At 61.6% G+C, this 18,723-nt stretch carries 14 protein-coding genes; 5 read left to right on the plus strand and 9 right to left on the minus strand.

Going from position 1 to position 18,723, the window contains the following annotated elements; genetic code table 11:
- Nucleotides 1-45: 45 nt before the first annotated feature.
- The 7 genes from BUS42_RS05630 to BUS42_RS05660 all read right to left on the minus strand — a co-directional run bounded on the left by BUS42_RS05630 (nucleotide 46) and on the right by BUS42_RS05660 (nucleotide 7,315).
- On the minus strand, nucleotides 46-426 hold the full coding sequence (locus BUS42_RS05630; protein WP_216821009.1) for a YciI family protein: 381 nt from the start codon (nucleotides 424-426) through the stop codon (nucleotides 46-48).
- Nucleotides 427-513: 87 nt separating this feature from the next.
- Entirely contained in the window at nucleotides 514-1,764 is a 1,251-nt protein-coding gene (locus tag BUS42_RS05635; protein ID WP_074305991.1) for an RNA polymerase sigma factor, read from the minus strand.
- A gap of 193 nt (nucleotides 1,765-1,957) precedes the next feature.
- The gene (locus BUS42_RS05640) at nucleotides 1,958-3,031 is read right to left on the minus strand and encodes a fatty acid desaturase family protein (RefSeq protein ID WP_074305993.1); all 1,074 of its coding nucleotides are present in this window, start codon (nucleotides 3,029-3,031) and stop codon (nucleotides 1,958-1,960) included.
- A 73-nt stretch (nucleotides 3,032-3,104) separates the two neighbouring features.
- Nucleotides 3,105-3,851, minus strand: a complete 747-nt coding sequence (locus BUS42_RS05645) for an amino acid ABC transporter ATP-binding protein (RefSeq protein ID WP_074305995.1) — start codon at nucleotides 3,849-3,851, stop codon at nucleotides 3,105-3,107.
- Complete coding sequence (locus BUS42_RS05650) at nucleotides 3,848-5,473, minus strand: ABC transporter permease subunit (RefSeq protein ID WP_074305997.1); 1,626 nt, start codon at nucleotides 5,471-5,473, stop codon at nucleotides 3,848-3,850. The genes BUS42_RS05645 and BUS42_RS05650 overlap by 4 nt, the downstream gene beginning before the upstream one ends.
- A 95-nt stretch (nucleotides 5,474-5,568) precedes the next feature.
- Entirely contained in the window at nucleotides 5,569-6,777 is a 1,209-nt protein-coding gene (locus BUS42_RS05655) for a ceramide glucosyltransferase (protein ID WP_074305999.1), read from the minus strand.
- An 88-nt stretch (nucleotides 6,778-6,865) separates the two neighbouring features.
- On the minus strand, nucleotides 6,866-7,315 hold the full coding sequence (locus BUS42_RS05660; protein WP_074310735.1) for a hypothetical protein: 450 nt from the start codon (nucleotides 7,313-7,315) through the stop codon (nucleotides 6,866-6,868).
- 306 nt (nucleotides 7,316-7,621) lie between these two features.
- Here BUS42_RS05660 and BUS42_RS05665 point away from each other — a divergent pair, with 306 nt between their 5' ends.
- From BUS42_RS05665 to BUS42_RS05685, 5 genes are all read left to right on the plus strand, one after another.
- Nucleotides 7,622-8,404 (plus strand): protein-L-isoaspartate(D-aspartate) O-methyltransferase, encoded by a 783-nt coding sequence (locus BUS42_RS05665; protein ID WP_074306001.1) that lies wholly within the window; start codon nucleotides 7,622-7,624, stop codon nucleotides 8,402-8,404.
- Nucleotides 8,401-11,271 carry a hypothetical protein gene (locus BUS42_RS05670; RefSeq protein ID WP_074306003.1) on the plus strand — a complete coding sequence of 957 codons (2,871 nt, stop codon included), beginning with the start codon at nucleotides 8,401-8,403 and terminating at the stop codon, nucleotides 11,269-11,271. The genes BUS42_RS05665 and BUS42_RS05670 overlap by 4 nt, the downstream gene beginning before the upstream one ends.
- A 331-nt stretch (nucleotides 11,272-11,602) precedes the next feature.
- The gene (locus BUS42_RS05675) at nucleotides 11,603-13,186 is read left to right on the plus strand and encodes a zinc metalloprotease (protein WP_074306005.1); all 1,584 of its coding nucleotides are present in this window, start codon (nucleotides 11,603-11,605) and stop codon (nucleotides 13,184-13,186) included.
- Between the two features lie 1,525 nt (nucleotides 13,187-14,711).
- On the plus strand, nucleotides 14,712-15,857 hold the full coding sequence (locus BUS42_RS05680; RefSeq protein ID WP_074306007.1) for an ISAs1 family transposase: 1,146 nt from the start codon (nucleotides 14,712-14,714) through the stop codon (nucleotides 15,855-15,857).
- A gap of 184 nt (nucleotides 15,858-16,041) precedes the next feature.
- Nucleotides 16,042-17,007, plus strand: coding sequence for a DUF1559 family PulG-like putative transporter (locus BUS42_RS05685; RefSeq protein WP_074306009.1), 966 nt, complete (start codon nucleotides 16,042-16,044; stop codon nucleotides 17,005-17,007).
- Nucleotides 17,008-17,035: 28 nt separating this feature from the next.
- Here the strand turns inward: BUS42_RS05685 and BUS42_RS05690 are convergent, their stop codons facing one another.
- Nucleotides 17,036-18,001, minus strand: a complete 966-nt coding sequence (locus BUS42_RS05690) for an ISAzo13 family transposase (RefSeq protein WP_074306011.1) — start codon at nucleotides 17,999-18,001, stop codon at nucleotides 17,036-17,038.
- Entirely contained in the window at nucleotides 17,998-18,243 is a 246-nt protein-coding gene (locus BUS42_RS44270) for a hypothetical protein (protein ID WP_074306014.1), read from the minus strand. Before BUS42_RS44270 ends, BUS42_RS05690 begins: the two co-directional genes overlap by 4 nt.
- Between the last annotated feature and the right edge of the window lie 480 nt (nucleotides 18,244-18,723).

The raw sequence follows: 18,723 nt of genomic DNA on the forward strand, positions 1-18,723 counted from the left end.
CTGAGTGCTGATAACCGGGGACTCGGCGTGATTTCGACGACGGGCCTACGGCTTCCTGGCAGCGATCAACGCGTTGAACTCCTCGTCGGCAGGGCGAATTTCAAAGGCCCCGTGGCGAATTCCCGGATGCTTGGACATCAACAGGATCGCGTGGTTCAGGTCTCTTGCCTCGAGAAAAAGGATACCCCCGAGCTGTTCCTTGGTCTCGGCGAACGGTCCGTCGGTGACCACGACGTCCCCATCGCGTGATCGCAATGTGGCGCCGTTGCGGTGACTTTGGAGCGCTTCCCCTCCCAGGAAGTGTCCGCCTCTCCGAAGTTCGTCGTCGTATGCGAAGCAGTCTTCGATCATGGCGGCTTGCTCGGCCTCCGACCTTTCGCCCCACTTCGCCTCGTCCAGGTAACCCAGGCATACGAATCGCATCATTTTTCTCCAAGAGTGGGAAGTGCAACGGCCTTGAACGTCGAGTTGTCGTTCGGCGCTGCGGCGATTCGACAGGGGGCCGAATTTTTTTTAACCCAGTTCGCGGAGGCGTCGATCGAGGAACCGACGTTCCGGTTCCTGCCGCGCGAGCGTGAGCGCCCGCCGGTACGACTCCTTGGCTTCGGCCGTTCTTCCCAGCCGCCGGCACATGTCGGCACGCGCGGCATGGGACAGGTGGTAATCGGCCAGGTCGCCGCTCGCCAGGATGGCGTCGATTCGATCGAGCCCAGCCTCCGGTCCGTCGCGCATCGCCACCGCCACCGCCCGGTTCAATTCCACGACCGGCGATGGCTGGGCGCGCACGAGCACATCGTACAGGGCCACGAGCTGAACCCAGTCCGTTGCCGCAGCGGTCGGTGCTTCGCCATGCACGGCCGCGATCGCCGCCTGGATGGTATAGACACCGAACTGTTGGGACGCGAGCGCTCGCGCGACCAGCGCTCGCCCCTCATCAATGTGCGATCGGTTCCAGAGCGAACGGTCCTGATCCTCCAGGAGGATCAGATCGCCATCGGACGTCGACCGCGCGGCGCGGCGAGATTCCTGGATCAGCATCAGGGCGAGCAGTCCCATCACCTCCGGATCCGGCAACAGCTCGAGGAGGAGCCGTCCCAGGCGAATCGCCTCGTCCGAAAGATCGGTACGGTTCAGCGCCTCGCCGGACGAGGCTGAGTACCCCTCGTTGAACACGAGATAGACCACCGTGAGGATGGAGTCCAACCGTTCGGGAAGCTCGAGGAGCGCCGGCACCTGGTAGGGGATGCGGGCGTCCCGGATCTTCGCCTTGCCGCGCACGATCCGCTGGGCGATCGTCGCGGGGGCGGTCAGAAAGGCGCTGGCGATTTCCTCGGTCTTCAGGCCGCAGACCTCCCTCAGCGTCAGGGCGATCTGCGCGCTCGGCGGCAAGGCCGGATGGCAGCAAGTGAAGATGAGCCGCAGGCGATCGTCCTCAACCCCTGCTTCGTCGTCACCCTCGACGGCGGGCGTGACTTGATCGAGTTGTCTCGCCAATTCCACGAGTGTGGAATCAAATCGGACGCGCCGGCGAATGGCGTCAATCGCCTTGAACCGGCCGGTGGAAACGAGCCATGCTCGCGGATTTGCCGGCAAGCCATCGCGCGACCACTGTTCCAACGCCGCGGCGAAGGCTTCATGAAGCGCTTCCTCCGCAAGATCGAAGTCGCCAAGCTGCCGGACGAGGGTCGCGAACACCCGGCGCGATTCGGTTCGGTAGACGGCATCCACCGTCTGGGAGACCTGCTCGATCGTGATCGCATCCATCCGTCGATTTCTCCCAACCTGGCCCCCCGAGAATCTGGCTATGACTGTTTGTACAGTATAGAAGGGCGGTCCGTTGCTGGGAAGAGAGAATCGCGAGGTGAGGGAGTCGAGTTTCGGAAATTCGGATTTGTCGTTGATGTTTGCCCGTGGGGTGGGCCCTGTTTACCCCACGGGGCGGTAGGTGGTTCGGGTGTCAGTCGACCCGGACGCGGCCTGGTCGTCGCGTGAGCGATTTGGGGGCCGGAATGGCCGACTTTCGCGCCAGGACTTCGAGCACCGAGGGGCCGTTCGTGCCCAATCGCCGGAAGAAGTAGCCTTCGCAGATTTGAACGTTTTCACGGTACGGCCGGTGCCGGGATAATCGCCGATGCGCTTCGGCGATGTGGTAGTGCGGGACCACGGCGAACAGGTGGTGGGTCAGGTGGAACGCTTGGCCGTAGGGGAAGACGCATGCGTTCCAGAGTGGGTTGACGCGGAAGATCCGCGAGTTGGTGAGGTCGCCATCGTCGGGCGCATTGCTGTGGTGCGCGATCTCGCGAAGCTGCATCAGGAGCGGGTAAATCGTCAGCAGGGGCACCACCCAGAAGAGGCCGAAGATCGGCCAGACGTGGAGGATCTGCACCGTCGCCAGCACGGCCAGCCAGTACGAACCCCGGAGCCGGCGGGCGACCGACTTGGGATAGGCGGTGCGGACGACCGGGCTGGGCTCGGCGGTCCCGAGGTTCGCCGCTTTGGCGCGGCCGAACAGGTAGCGGAGGATCGACGGGGGCCAGAGCCCGCGGAGCACGTAGCGTTGCCAGAACCGGGGCTTGCTGATCGGGAAGTCATGGGGCTCCGAATGATTGAGCCGCATCAGGTCGGGGTCGCGTTCCGGATCGTTGACGAACTGGTGGTGGCCGAAATGGGCCATGCGATACTGCTGGGTCATCGCCACCAGCGGGAAGAGCAGAAAGAGGTCGGAAACGAGCTCGTTGGCCAGCCGGTTCTTGAACAGCGTGTAGTGGCTGGCGTCGTGCGCCAGGCCGGAAAGCCGGTGCTGCGAGACGGCCACCAACGCCACTCCGACCAGGGCCCAGGGCACGAAGCCGAGCGTCGAGAGCCGACCGGTCGACCACGCGTTGAACCCGGCCGAACATCCCCAGAGGACGAGCCCGAGCCATAGGTATTCTGCGGTTAAGTAGGCAACGTTCGTCCAGTTATCGGTCCTTAAGAGCGGACGGAGGTCGGCTTGGGCTTCATCCCAGGAGATGTCAGTGGTCGGTTCCATGACAGACGTACATCCATGATCGAGGGGTAACGGCTACGATCTCCGGAGCCGAGCCGTTTCCTCATCAATATCGTCATGCAGCCTGCACTTCCGACAGAAGCATTCGGGTCGCTTCCTGGAGCGGGTCGTCGAAGATCTGCGAGGGGGGGCCCGACTCGATGACTCGCCCTTCGCCGAAGACGTGAATGGTATGGGCCACCTGGCGGGCGAATCGCATGGCGTGGGTGACGACGATCATCGTGAGTCCGTCCGAGGCCAGGTCGGTCATCACGGCGAGGACCTCGGCGGTCATTCGCGGGTCGAGGGCGCTGGTGGGCTCATCGAACAGGATCGCGTGCGGTTCCATGGCCAGGGCTCGCGCGATGGCCACGCGCTGTTGCTGCCCCCCCGAGAGCTGACGGGGCATCGCCCCCAGCTTGTCGGCCAGGCCGACCCGGTCGAGCAGTCGCTTGGCCCGGTCCTCGGCTTCGTCCTGGCCGAGACCTCGGACGTAGACCGGACCTTCGGTGACGTTGGCCAGGACCGTCCGGTGGGGGAAGAGGTTGAAGCTCTGGAAGACCATGCCAACTTCCAGGCGAATCCGCCTGAGGGTCCGGTCGCGGACCGCGGCCGGGGTGTCGGACTCGAGCCGGAGTCCGTCGATGGCGATCGAACCTCCTTGGAACGTCTCGAGCCCGTTCAAACAACGGAGGAAGGTGCTCTTACCCCCTCCCGAGGGGCCGATGATCGCGGCGACCTCACCATGGGCGACGGTCAGGCTCACGCCGCGGAGGACTTGCAGCGGTCCGTGGGACTTGATCAGGCCGTTCACTTCGATCATTTCAATCCCCCTCCTTTCGCCGCCGCGGCGTCAAGTTGACGTTCGGACCAGCGTGAGAACCAGGAAAGCGGCAGGCTCATCGCCATGTAGAGCACCGCGGTTGCCAGGGCGAACTCGATCCAGCCCCCCGTGCTGTTGCCCAGGATCGAGTATTGCTTGGTCAACTCCACCAAGGTGATCGCCGAGCAGACCGACGTATCCTTGAACAAGGCAATGAAGTCGTTCGTCACCGGCGGAATCACGATCCGGACCGCCTGAGGCACGATCACCCGGCGCAATGCCATCCAGCGAGACATCCCGAGCGCCAGCGCGGCCTCCATCTGGCCCGGCGGGATCGCTTGCAGACCGGCCCGGTAGATCTCCGCCTCATAGGCCGAATAGTTGATCGCGAGGCCGCCGATTCCCGCCACGAGCGGGGGCAACTTGAGTAGATAGAACAAGATGAAGAGTTGCAGCATCAACGGCGTCCCTCTCAGCAGCTCGACATAGGCCGAGAGGATGATGCGGAGAAATCGGGGCCCGTAGAGTCGTCCCAGCGCGATGAACAAGCCAATCGCCATCGCCAAGGGCATCGACGTTACCGATAGGAGGATCGTCATCAAGGCGGCATCGAATAAGAGCGTTCGATACTGCCAGAGCATCGACCAACCTCGCGGGGGGCCGGAACCCGTGGCGACGAACTTGGCGCCGGTCCATCCGGCCAGTTCGTCCTGAGCGTCGTTCCAGAGGCCGTACCGTTCATAGAGGCTGCGAAGCGATCCCGACTCGACGAGGCGACCGATCGCGCGATCGAGCTCGCGGCGCAGCGCTTCGTCTTCTTTCCTGGCGAAGATGACGTAGTAGCCGTGTCCGACGGGAGGGCCGGCCAGTTCCAGGTGGGGGAACCGGTTCCGATAATAGAGAGCGGCGGGAAGGTCTTGAAGGGTGGCGTCAATCTGACCATTGCGGACCGCCGTCATCGCGTCGGTGGCGCCGTCGAAGGAGAGAACCTCCACGTTCGCCCCCCCTGACTCGCGCGCGAAGGTATCGGCCGCCGAGCTGCTCAGGACCCCGATCCGCCAGCGCTGCTTTCGGGGGGTCGGCCGCTCGATGTCGGCCCACGACTGGATCGTGCCCCCGCGTGGAGCCATCAGTTGGAGCTGATAGACGTAATAGGGGCGGGTCACCAGGTAGTCCCGGGACCGGCTCTCGGTCCATTCGTAGCCGTTGACCACGACGTCGACTCGGTCGGTGTCGAGCACCTTGAGCAGTCGATCCCAAGGGCCTTGAGAGAAGACGGCCCGAACCCCCAGTTCCTTGGCCAGCTCATTCATCAGCTCGACTTCGAAGCCGGTGACCTCGCGCGGCGCTTTTGGGTCGGGGTAGGCGTACGGGCCTCCGCCTTCCTTATCGCTGCCATAGACCAGGCGGCCGGCGGCGCGGACTTTGGCCAAGGTGTCAGCGCGGCCAGGCGCGTCGCTGACGGTCAGGAAAAATACGGCCAGGATCAGGATCAACGAGCTGCGGCGCCCGGGGCGAAGCCCGATTGTGGTGGTCCGACGAGCAAGGCGGTCCAACGAGATCGACGAGGGGTGTGGCTCAGAGGGGGGGGCGGGTTCGGGGGCACCGGCCGGTTCTTCCATCAAGAGACTACTTTCTTCCAGGGGACGAATGGCGGATCCACCATCCAATCCGATCCGTAGGGGAAATTGAGTTGTGGGGAGCGGTGCAGGCGCGATCACCCTTCGTGTTCGTGCTGCGATCGAAGCCTCTGCACCCGGCGCATTCGGCGACGGACCGTCAAGGGGATGCCGGTGGCTCGAAGCCGGGTGAACCGGCCAATCCGGAACCGATGCCCGCGCCACTGGACCCGATCGTTCACCAGGGCGTCGAACCAGACCGGTAAGAGGAAGAGATCCTTTGCCGGACTGAGCAAGAGGTGCCGCATTCTCGGGAACGTTCCCCGGAGCCAGCGGGTCTGAATCGCGTCGCGTGCGATTCCCAGGCCGACCAGGACGATCAGGCCGCCCCAGGCGATGTGCGTCTCGCCCGAAAGGGCCCAGACGAGTCCAATCGTCGCGAGGTTTGCCGTCGGCTCGATCACGAAGGTCGGAAACGCGAGTCGGCGGCGGATCTTGTACCACCGTGAGTGGCGGTTGAGGAACCAGCGGAACCCGCGTGTCTGGTTGACGTTTTCGATGACGTGGTGGCTCAGGCGGATCCCGTACCCCGCCTTGCGCACCCGCATACCGATCACCTGGTCCTCGGCCAGCAAGTTGCGCACGGCGGCGAAACCGCCGATCGCCTCGAGCACACGGGCCGGCATGAGCATCGACTTGCCCACGACGCAGGTCATTCGAAGCAGTGAGGCCGCGGCCACGCCGCCGGCGATGAACCCGTTAAGCTCGAGATTTTCGAGGACGGCTCCGGTCTGAACCTCGCCCACGCCGACGAACAGGTTTGTGACCAGCCCCACCCCTGGCTCAGCCAGGTAGCAGGCGGTTTCCCGTAAATAATTGGGGCGAACCCGGACGTTCGAATCGCTAATCAGAATCGTGTCGTGGCGGCGATAACGATCCATCGCCGCGAGACTCTCCACCTTCGGGTTAAGTCCGAAAGACGGGCAGCCGACGATCAACTGGGCATCTTGCTCCGGATACTCGGCGAGCAACTGACCGACGATCGGGATCGCCGGATCGTCGTTGTCCGCCACGCAGAAGAGCAGTTGATAGGTGGGATAATCGAGCGCGAAAAAGCTCCGAAGGTTCGCCTCGAGGCCCTCATCCTGCCCCTTGAGTGGCTTGTAGATCGAGATCGGGGGAGTGAAATCCGGGAGCTTCGTGCGCCGTCGGGTGGCCCAAAAGAGCGAGATCATGCCGAACAGCGTGGTCGTGACGGCAAAAATCGCGATCAGGCCGAGCAGATAGTTGGCATTAACCATCGCCATGATTGGAAGGCATCCCCGGCGGTGCCGCCGCCGTCGGCCCGAATGTGGGGCGCTCCGTCCGGAGCGACTTCATTGTCGTACCGCTGTGTCAATCATCCTTGGGTTGCATGCGTAGATCCATGGGACCTTGACAGCATGGACAGGTCTGCGGATACCGGACACTGATCGAGCAGATCTCACAGTAGTATTCGGGCGTTCGGAGCGTTCCATTGAACTCGACTTTGAAGGAGAGCACCTGCACGTAGGGAAGTTTGGGGAGCCGCCGGACTCTGAGTTCGGCCGGCCGGTTTCGCAATCGTTCGTCCTGGAAGAGCGCTCGGCTGGCGTCGTCGGAGAGTAGGGGGGTGAGCGTGTTATCCTGGTCTTTGAGCACGACCTGGGTAGCGATCGGCGCCTCGTCGAACGTTCGTCCCTGTTCGTGCAATGCTTTGGTCAGCTCAACGACCTGGCCTTTTAACGTGGACACAATCGGCCGAGAAGAGTCGACCGGTGCATCGGCGGACAACGCTAATAGGATGAAGCAAGCCAGCATCGGCATGATCACCCCCATCATCTTCGGGTGAATGAACAGGGCGAGTTTGCCGCTGTTCCTGGAAGAAGGGTTTATGCGGAATCTCAGTATAGCTGGAAGTGGGTGAGCGGCCAAGCGGATTCCTCTCGAACCCGAGGGCTCAACGTCCGCTCACTCGAAATTGCGGCAACGTTTTAGGTTATGTTGAGGGTGCAGATGCTCTTGCCTGGGGGGCAAGAACTTTCGTGGGGGCCAAGTCTCCGTGTACCATCAGAGGGATCCCCCCCCCCTACGAGGATTTTCGTTCTCTCTTCTCCCAGAAGGGGATTCGCCATGTCATCACGGGCGACGGTCGTTTTATTCATCGGTCTGAGTGTCGCGAACCCATGGCTCGCGGTCGTTCAAACCCGCGGCGGCGAGCCGGTGGCGGCCCCGGCTGTTCCTGATCCGACGGAGCCCGCCCGCAAGCGAATGGTTGAGCGCCACCTGGTGGAACGGGGGATCAAGGATCCGCGCGTGCTCGACGCGTTCCGTACGGTTCCTCGCCATCGCTTTCTTCCCGAGGGCACCGGCAGGCAGGCCTATGATGACGAATCGATTCCGATCGGCGAGGGGCAGACGATCACCCCACCGTTTGATGTCGCGTTCATGACCGAGTCGCTGCAGCCGAAGCCGACCGATAAGGTTTATGAAGTCGGCACCGGTTCCGGCTACCAGGCCTCGATCCTCTCGCGGCTGGTCAAGGAGGTTTATTCCGTCGAGATCAAGGTGCCGCTGGGGAAACGGGCTGCTCAAGTCATCAAGGATCTCGGGTACACGAACATTCACACCCGGATCGGTGACGGATACGCCGGCTGGCCCGACGCCGCGCCGTTTGACGCGATCATCGTGACCTGTGCGCCTGAGGCGATCCCCCAACCGCTGGTCGACCAGCTCAAGGAGGGGGGGCGGATCGTGATTCCGGTGGGGAACCGATTCAACCAGATGGTCTATTTTGGGACGAAAAAAGACGGCAAGCTGACCCTCAAGGAACTCCGTCCGACCTTGTTCGTTCCCATGACCGGCCGCGCTCAGCGAGAAGCGATCGAGGCCCGAAAGAACAAGGAGAAGCCATGAGAAAGGTCGTTCGGTTCTGGGTCTTGGGCGTCCTCTCGCTCATTGCATTCGGGCCATGGGTCGTCGGCCAGGAAGAGGAGCTCGAGCGTCCCGCTCCTCCCGCGCTCGACGATTTCGAGGGGGACACGAACAAGGACGGGGTTCCTGATGGCTGGTATAACGCCCGAGATGTCGTGCTCATTGCGGAAGGGGGCAAGGTCGGTCCCCACTACCTGAAATTCGAGGTCCGCAAGCCGGGACGGCCCGCTCGGCTGAGCCGTGCCTTCGGCCTCGACGGCCGAAAGACCGAGGCCGTCGTCATCGGTGCCTGGATCCGGCTCGATCAGATCCAGGCAGGCGAACGACTCGGTGAAGATCCCGGCTTGATGATCGATTTTCTCGGCGAAGGGCTTCGCGCCTTGCGTCGAGGCACCCTGGGCCCGTGGGGGAGGACACCGAGCGGGCGATGGACTCGGGTCTCCCGGCGGATCCCCGTTCCGCCCGGCACCCGCGACGCGATTTTGTCGGTGGGCCTCCTGGGTGCCACCGGGATCCTGGAACTCGACGGCCTGACGGTGGAGCTGGTCCCGGTCGGAGGCACGGAGAGCACGAATCTGGTCAACAACGGCGATTTCGAGCTGGGAGATCCGGCTCCGTTCGCCTGGAACCTGGAAAACGGCGCTCATCGCACGTTCCCGGGCTTTCAATCGGATTCGGCGATCGAGCTTCCGAAGTCAGGCGCCCGCGCATTGACCGGTCTCGCGGTGGCGATCGATCCCTTCGGCCAACTGAACGTCTCGGTCAGGGTCCGCGGCCAAGGTTTGCGTGGAGCAGGGGGGGCGGCGGCGAACCTTTTCTTTGTCGATGGCAACGGCCGGCCGGTGGGAGGCGGCGGGGGCGGGGCCAACGTTTTTCGATGGGCCGGCACGTTCGATTGGCGGGTCGCCCGTGCCACCGTGCCAATCCCGGCCGGCGCGATCCGCGCCGTGCTCCAGTTCGAGAAGTCGGACAGCAACGGACTGCTGCGAGTTGATGATGTCGTGGTCAGTTCATCGCCCGATCCCAAGCTCGGGGCCTGGACTCCGTTTCACGTCGAGGACGACACGACAGGGTGGGCCGCCGTAACGCCTTCGAAAGCGATCGACGCCAGCTCCGCGCTCGATGCGTCCTTCTTGCTCGATGCTCCCGCGGGAAAGCATGGGTTCGTCACCGTCCGTGACGGTCGGCTCGCCTTCTCCAAAGGGGGGCGCGCCCGCTTCTTCGGCGTCTATCTCTTGCCCCCCTCCGCCTACCTCGAACCCGATGCCGCCGATGCCTTGGCCAATCGGCTGGCGCGGTCGGGGGTCAACCTGGTTCGGCTCGCCGATCTCGATACCGCGCTCGGACCCGATCGCAGCCTGTACGACGACACACGCGACGATACCAAGGTGTTTGATGTCAACGCCTTGGCCCGGCTCGACCACCTGATTGCCGCACTCAAGGCACGCGGTGTCTACGTCTCGTTGGAGTTGCAGAGCGCCCGGCGATTCCGCGCGGATGACGGCGTCGCCAATCCGTTTGCCCTGCCTCCGGGGGGCGGGCCGGCGGCCGAGTTCGACCCGGTGCTCGGCAAGCTCGCGCTCCAGTCGGCCAAGGCCCTGCTCGAGCACGTGAACCCGGAAACGGGCCTCGCCCTGCGCGACGATCCGGTTCTAGCCTGGGTCACCCTCGCGGGGGAGACTTCGCTCTTCGATCAGATCGAACGGCCGGAGTCGTTGCCGAGCGAGTACTCCGGTACACTCCGCACCCTCGCCTCAAAGAGCACGGTGGGAGGAGTCCGACGGATCTGGCAGGAACTCGGCGAAGCGCACTGGACCGAGATGGCGAATTCGCTGCGCAAGGACAAGCTCCGGGTGCCGATCGCCGGTGTCTCGCACTGGCGGCGTGATCCCGAGTTCTCCGCACAGCAAGCGGCGAAGGGTTTCGACCTGATCGACGATCGGCTCTACTGGTCGCCCCCCCCATGGGCGGCCCCCGAGCGTCGCTCGCTCCTCTGGAGCCAGGACGGGGCGCTCATCGCCGGGGCGACCCACAAGCGCCGGTCCGATCGTCCGTACGTGGTCAGCCAGTGGTGTCATCAGACGCGAGGCGGATGGGCCTTGCCCTACGAGGCGGCCGATCAGTTGTTGGCCGTCGATATCGCCGTGACCGACGATTGGGATGCCCTGGTGCGTCGTGGGGTCTTCCTGCACCCGAAACTGTGGGGCAACGCCGCGGCCGGGACCGGCGGAGGTGAAGACCTCTTCCAGCTTCCGGAAGTGGTCAACGGCATGCCCCAGATCTTTGCGCTCTGGCCGCACGCCGCTTCGATGCTCTTGCGGAGCGGAGCCGACACCGTTCATTCGGGCCAGGCCACTCGAACCCCCCTGCGTCATCGGACCAACCGCGCCGTTGCGGGGTGGGAGCCGAAACGGGGCCGGCTCGTGATCGAGACGCCCTTCACCCAGGGATTGGCCGGCTGGCCGGGGGGCGAGGCCGCCGTGTTCGAGCACCTCGTTTTCGAGACCGACCAGCCCTATGCGGTCCTTGTCGCTTCCTCCGTTGGCTCCGCTCCGATCGCCACCACCAAGCGCCTGCTTGTGACGGCCGTCGCGCGAGTCGAACCGACTGGGTTTCGCTGGGTGGACGAGCTGAAGGTCGACGTGGCCGAGCCGGGCACCTCCCCTTTGCTTCAAGAACCGATTCGCGCTAAGGTGCTCTGGCGCCACAAGGGGAACGTGAAGGCCTATCCGCTCGACAATAACGGAACGCGGGGCCCCGCCGTTCCACTCGTCGAAAAAGAGGATGGGCTCGAGCTGACGATCAACGGATCGAAGGCCAACTTCCATTGGGAGCTGGTCGAAGAATAGAAATCGAGCAAGAATGACTTGCGTATGTTCTTGAATCTGTTGATTTTTCTGCAGGCGAGTGGGGAGCGTAAGCTCCCCGCTCGCCTGCTTGACCGATTGAAGGCGAGTGAATCTTCTGCGACTCGCTAAAGAACTATCCGAGAACGTTTCCAATCCCTTTGATTTCGAGGTCTTTTGAGTGTCTGCAGGCCGTTTTCGGATAGTTCTAACCCTGCGGCCATGCCTCCGCTTCCACCCGGCCGGTACCGGCTGTGCGGAGACTTGTACCCGTATGCCCTGATCATGGCGTGTCCTTAGGAAACACCGCGGCCTCCGGCTGCGAGGCAATCCTATGCCCGAACTGTTCCAACACTTCCTGTTTCTGTTGGCTGCGCTGTATCTGGTCGTGATCGTCCATGAGGCCGGGCATGCCGTGACCGGCAAGGCGTTGGGTTTCGTCGTCACTTCAGTGGGCCTAGGCACCGCGCGGCTGTTTTTCATCCTGCCGATCGGCCGCACGCGGTTTTATCTCGGCCTCATCCAACCCTTCCAGGGCCTCACTTTCGCCTTTCTGCCGCGCCCTTGCCACGGCTGGCGACGTCAGGCGGCTTTTGTGGCGGGGGGAATCGCCGCCAATGCACTTTGTGCCGCCACGTCGCTTTGCGTGGCCCTATGCCTGCCCGCCGGCAGTCTAGCAACCTTCTGCAGCATGTTTGCCGCCGTCAACGCCTTTTTTGCGGCGCTCAACCTCATCCCCGTTAGTATGCACGTGGGCGGGGGGATGCTACGTAGCGACGGGCGGTTACTCCTGGACACCATCCGCACCGGCTCGATGACGCCGCTGCCGCCCGATGTGATCCAGACCGCACTGGGCTGCCGCCGGCTGTGGCAAGCGATCGGTGACCGGCTGATGCACCGCCTTTGCACGTTCGGCGCCGCGTTATCGTGGATTGATTTGGGTTCTACGGCAAAAGCCGAATCGCTCTTCTCCGAGGCGGCCGCGATCGACGGCGCACACCCCTATATCGATTGGCTGGAGTCGGTTACCCGGACCAACCTGGCACTTGCCAAGGGCGAGCTGGCAGAAGCGAGTGCCGCTTTGGCGCAGGCGGAGAGCCTTCGCGAGTCGGCCACGGCGGAAGGGCGTTACCTGCTCGCCTTGCTACGAGCCAACCTGCTGCAGAACGAAGGCAAGCCGGGCGAGGCGTTGGCGGCGTTCGAGAGGCTGTCGGTTGACCCGGTGGGCGAGTGTTGCCCGGGGCTTGGCTTGTCAGCGCTAACCAATCACCTCCGCGCCGCCTGCGTCGCTGGCGACCAGGCTGCCGTCGCCGCACTGCACGCCCGCTATGAAACCCGGCAGCGGCACCTCCCATCGGACTTGCGCGACTTGCATGCCTATGGTGCGTTGGCCCGTTTCGCTTCGTCGCGCGGCGCCGATGCCCAGGATGACTACCGTCGCGCGCTGAAAGCGATTGCCGCGCTCGCCGCACCGTGGCGCGATGCAGACGACAAGGCCGCTTTCATCGATGCGCAACAGGGCCTGATCGAAGAGGCGAGACAGGCGCTGGATCCTGAGAGTGTGGCGCCGCTCATCGAGGCTATCGAGGCGCACCGACCGGACCATGCCTTACGGACTCGGGACAAGTCGTGTCGACGGTGGTCACTGCTCCTGATGCTGATCAACGTGGTTTCGTTCGTGCCGCTGGTTCTAGTGGCACTCGCCATCGGGCGGCCACACGGAGCGCCTGCCTTGGTCCTGGCGGCGCTGCTGGCCCTGTTCACGTTGCTGGGCGCGTTCTACCTGCTGCTCGACCTCATTGTCGGTAAGCTTCTCCCGTCGTTGAAGCAGTCCAGCGGCGTCATCCTTCTCACCCTGGCGGTTATGCCCTGGTTTGGCGGGCTGTTTTTTGCGTGTTTTGCGATGCTTCTGCCGTGAACGGGAAGGCTGGTTACACCACCACACACGAAATGCGGGATGGCGGCAACTTTATGATTCGCCGAAGTGGCGGACCGTTACATCAGCGATCACACGCCTCCGGCAGAATCGAGCGGCGGCGTTCCGCGTATTCTCGGGTGGCCTCCGTGTTCCTGCGCCAACTGTGTGCGGTCGCGGCCCTCCAGGCCCCGGGACGCCTTGGCTCGATGTTTTCCTGGGGCCAGAGTCGGTGGCCAGGCATTGCGCCAAGAAGCTCGAGGAGAGGAGGACAGCTTCCAGCTTGAAACCTTTCACAGGAACCCTGCGGGTCACCAATCCCGTCCGGTAGAGCCGGGCCAGCAGCCGGAAGCGAGTCTTGCGTGGCGGGGGGCGACCCTCACTGCGAAGCGTAGACAGCGAGATCAAAAGCCGTGCCATTGAGCCCCGAAATCAACACTTGTGGTGAGCCTTCGTCGTTGCCTGAAACGGGGGCCGCGTCGGTCCGATTACACTTGGTCCCACAGAATCGGTCCGTTCACGCCGGGGTCGGAGAACAGGGCGAATGATCACAAGGGTTCCCCGAGAACTTGGGAGGCCCCGCCGCCTCCATCGTGACTGCCGGCTGGAGCACCGGCTGACCAACTCCAGGATGATCCTGCGGCGTTGCGTCCTACGCCATGGGGGACGAATTCAGGACGCAACGATGGTATCGCCGCGCGAAGGAAACGAAGGGCGGCGAAACGGGCGACGGGGAGTCGGAGCGTCCCATAGTACCGTCGAGTCGGGGGAACCGTCCCGAGGGACCCCGAGGAGGGAAGGGGGCGCCGTCTCATGAACCGTTGGAGGGAAACATGACAGGTACACTGAGACCTGAGTCCGTGTCCCCGCAACGACAACGGATCGCGGAACTCGCTCGGAAAGCCCCGGACATGGCCTTCACGGCCCTCTCCGGGAGTTCCTCAAGCGTCGGGTGTGCGCCGATGAAGCGTGCAGCGTCACCGTGAGACGACGAGCCGGATGCCGTAGTTCGGCAAGTCCGGATCTGTGGGAGCCCCGGAGGGCAATCCTCCGGGGCTCCCCGGCCCTAAAGAGGGTAGAGCAGGGAATCTGGAATATCCATTGGATCATTTGGTGTTGGTTTTCATCAGCACAGGGCAAAGTCGCCAGGCACCTCAGCGGGGAGATTTGGGCAGTTTAGACAGTAGGGCAGTCCAGTCGTGCGGCCGGACATATTGCCTAGACTTCCTGGTCTTGTTCAATTCGGGTGCCTGGCCATCGTAGCAATCCCTCAAAAAGGACAAATAGAAACCTGAAAATCAAAATTCTTGAGCCTTGACGCCCCTATGCTCTGCTGTTATAAGACTCATGTGAAATCCAAATCGAATTCCCATTGCCCTATCCAAGGCCAGCGCGCATAGCTGTACGGTTTAGGCGGTCTAGCGCGAGAGGATTCAACTCGATATCCTGAGATACGGTTTTCGTGATCGCCTGCCTCGACACTTGGCGCGTGGAGGTTGGACACGGACCGAACTCAGGATCTCGTCTCATGGCCAAGTTTGTCGACGTGGCTTCGATCGGTTCCTACTTCGAGTCGCTCTCCGATCCGCGTCATACACGCAATCGCAAGCACTTGCTGGTCGATATCGCCGTCATTGCGGTCTGCGCCGTCATCTGTGGTTGCGATGGACCCACCGCCATCCATCGATGGGCCAAGAACCGAGAATCCTGGCTGGCCCTGCATCTCACTCTGCCCAACGGCATCCCCTCCCGAGACTGCATCCGACGCTTGCTCATGACGCTCAAGCCCGAAGCGTTTCAACGCGTCTTTCAGGCCTGGATCTGTGATGCGATTCCGGTCGACGTCAACAATCCCCACCGTCTCGTCGCCATCGACGGCAAGGCTTGTCGCGGGTCGCACGACAAGGCCAAAGGACTCGGCAATCTCCACATCGTTAGCGCCTGGGCCAGCGAGGAGGGCATCGCACTGGGCCAGGTCGCCACCGACGCCAAGTCCAACGAGATCACGGCGATACCGCAACTCCTCAACCAGATCGACCTCGCCGGTACGCTCATTACGATCGACGCGATGGGCTGCCAGAAAGAGATCGTCAAGCAGATCGTCACTGGCAAGGGCGACTGCGTGATCGCCGTCAAAGACAACCAGCCGAAGCTTGCAGCAGCGATCCAGTCGTTCTTTTCCGACCACATGGAACGCGACCTGGAAGACCTCCGGTATCAATATCACGAGACCCGCGATGACGGGCACGGCCGCATCGACGAACGGGCCTATCTTCTGGCCAAGGTGCCCAGTGATTTCGCCCCGGGGAAAGAGTGGCCGTGGGTCAAAGCGATCGGCTATTCGGTGCGAGTCACGTGGCATGCCGACGGTACGGAGTCGGAGGAGATGCGTTACTATCTGAGCACTTGCGATCTCAGTGGCAAGCGGTTCGGCGAAGCGGTGCGCGGACACTGGGGCATCGAGTCGATGCATTGGGTCCTGGATGTCAACTTTCGCGAGGACGAGCACCGCACTCGCGAGCGAACTTTGGGGAACAATTTGAGCTGGCTTCGGCGGTTCGCCGTGACGCTCCTGAAGCGTCATCCCGACAAGGATAGTCTTCGCGGCAAGATGATGTCCTGTATGATCAATACGGACTATCTTACACAAGTTCTTTCATTGCAGCCACTTTGATATGCGCTGGCCTTGTTGCCCTATCCCAGAGGAATCATATCACGCCGTTGAGGGGGTATAGATCATCCTCGCTTCCAGTTACGTGGCCTGGTCACATGATGCGTTCTACAGATGGTGAAATTCTGGCTCGCGGCCATGACTGCAACAGTTTATTTCCACACTGCAAAGGGAGAGCTTGGTCGCTATGGGGCATATTGGCAGGAGGAGGGAAAAAAGTCCAGCTGGGTTTACGCTTATTGAGTGCCTTTGTGTAATTAGTGTAATCGGAATGCTTTTGGTGTTAATCATACCGGCAACGCAAGCTGCTCGCGAAGCGGCAAGGCGAGTTCAATGCAGTTCAAACTTTCGGCAGTTGGGAATAGCAATAACATCGTATCATGGCGATCACAATATGTATCAGTCATCAATGCTGATTGATGCTAAGCAGATTGCCCGGAGCAGTGTTGCTGAGCATGTGTTTCTATTGCCTTACCTTGAAAATCGCGTAATCTATGTATCTATAAATATAGCATTCATGGATGTTGAAAGTCCAGAAGCACCCTCCACTCAGAACAGGACTGCTCGCCGAACATTAATTTCTACATTTGTGTGTCCCAGCGACGGTGAGGCAAATCTGCGCAATTCGTATCGATTCAATCGTGGCCGGTATCATGTACGAACCGGTCTTCCATATGATGGACCGTTCAGTATCGGGGTTATGCCCAGTGCGGCTACAATTACTGATGGACTTTCAGGTACCGCGTTCGCGAGTGAGCGGATTGCGGGTAGTTTTCAAGGTGGCTCTACTGGTCTGAAGCGGGATGTACGGTACCCTGATATGCCCGCTGTTATGGTGGCTTCGGACAATCAGTTGATACAATTGTGCTTGACATATGAGCCGGCATTATGGATGAACGTGTCGGGACGATATTGGTTCTATGCTGGATTCGCCAATACTCACTACAATCACAACGGGGTACCAAATGACGTTAGGCCATCATGCTATACCGGTGGTTTAGGAATTATTGATCCCGGCGGCTTAAGCCCACCTCGATCATTTCACAATGGATGTGTGAACGTACTATTTGGTGATGGGCATCTTGAGGCGATCAGAGATTCGATCCAGCTGAATGTCTGGCAAAGCCTCGGTACTTATAATGCTGGTGACTAAGGAATAGGCCGGGAATAACTTCCCGTTTTCATGCTGGTTTGGGGAGAGCCCGGTAGTTCCATTTGGGCAGGACTTTGTCGAAGACAATTTTCATGCCCTTCTTGAATCCCTCGGCGCACTTCATGCCGGTCTGATACACCTTCTCAAGGATTCGCACTGCCACCTTCAAGCCCGTGGCAGTCTCGGTCTTGGAGATGTAGTACTGGACCGTCCCCAACGTTCGAAAGATCACCCCGCGGCAGGCCCGCGTCACGTGCGGGAAGAGGCGGTGCTCGATCGGGTTGTACTTCGAGCAGTACGGCGGGTAATGGGCGATTCGGATCTCGATGCCCAGCCGATTCGCCAACTTCTGAAGTTGCTCCTTGAATACATATCTCGACGCACTATTGCTACCTCCGCCGTCGCACAGCACCAGAAGTTTCTTTGCCCCGGGATAGGCCGACCGACCGTGATATTCCCACCAAGCCGCGATGCTGTCACAGGCCAGTTCGCTGGTGTCGTGGCTGGTGTTGAGGTGGACGAATCCAAGGTTCCGCCCCACGTCGTAGATCCCGTGCGGGATCACAGTACCCGAGCCCATGCTCCCGAAGTCATGGTCGTTGACCACGATCGTTTCTTGAGTATCGACCACCCCGTCGCGTTGGAAATCGCCCAGCAATTCCTTCTTCTTCGTGTCGATGCTGATTACCGGCAAGCCGGCCTTCAAGTACCTCTTCTTGAGACGGGAGATATTCTCGAACTGGGCATTGCGATCCGGGTGGCGCGGCCCCATCGTCTTCTTCTTCACCGCCTTCCGCCTGCGGTAACCATGCTTCCGGAGCAACTTCGAGACGATGTCGCGACTGACGCGTGTCCCCAATTCCTCCATCCGCTTGGCGATCTGGCGCCGCGACAAGTTGGTCCATTTCACTTCGAGTCGCATCGGGTCGCCCGCGGTGTGATCCTCAAGGACCTTGTGAAACTTCACTTCGACGGCCAGGTCGACCTCGATCAACCGTTTCCGGCCGCCCCTTTTTTGCGAGTGCGGCCCGTGTCCAGGTCGTCCTCGCCTTCCAACTCCCCGAGGCCCAACCGGATCGTCTTCGGATCACACTCCAGGACACCCGCGATGTACTCGACCCCGCCGTGCCCCAACTTCGCGGCCTCGATCGCCGCATACCGCCGCCGGTCGTTCTCTTTCAACGAGCCGAAGAGCCGTTTCATCATCCGTTGGACTGTCGGTGTGTAGGCTTCCATGTGACCCTCCCGTATACTCCCTCCAAACATCTGGTCTGACATCCTAACCGATGCCAACCACGGAAGTTATTCCCTGCCTATTCCTAAGGCGGTCTCGGGCAAAATGCCCGTTAATGTTTTCGAAACGGTTCTTCAATTGGAGCAACAGCATGCGGAAAACGCGAGCAAGACTAGCCCTCGGAGTTCTGACGGGCGTTGTAGTGGCGATTTGCGTCACTGTCTATACAAACCACGGGTGGGCCTTGACCTGCACTGGATCTACTGACGCGTGCGGAGACGCGGGTGCTGGAAACCCCTGCTCAGCTTACAACCTAGATACTTGTTACGATCTGGACGCGTGGATAAACAATTGTGGTGGCGGAAATCTTACCGCAAAGTGGTTTTGGCCAACAGCCATTCCAGCCGCGTTTCCAACATGCGTCCCCAAAGTGAATGGCGGGGCTTGTGCTACAAAACTAACCGTGTGCATGTCATATAATT

The sequence above is a fragment of the Singulisphaera sp. GP187 genome (assembly GCF_900129635.1).
In the GTDB taxonomy this organism is placed as follows: domain Bacteria; phylum Planctomycetota; class Planctomycetia; order Isosphaerales; family Isosphaeraceae; genus Singulisphaera.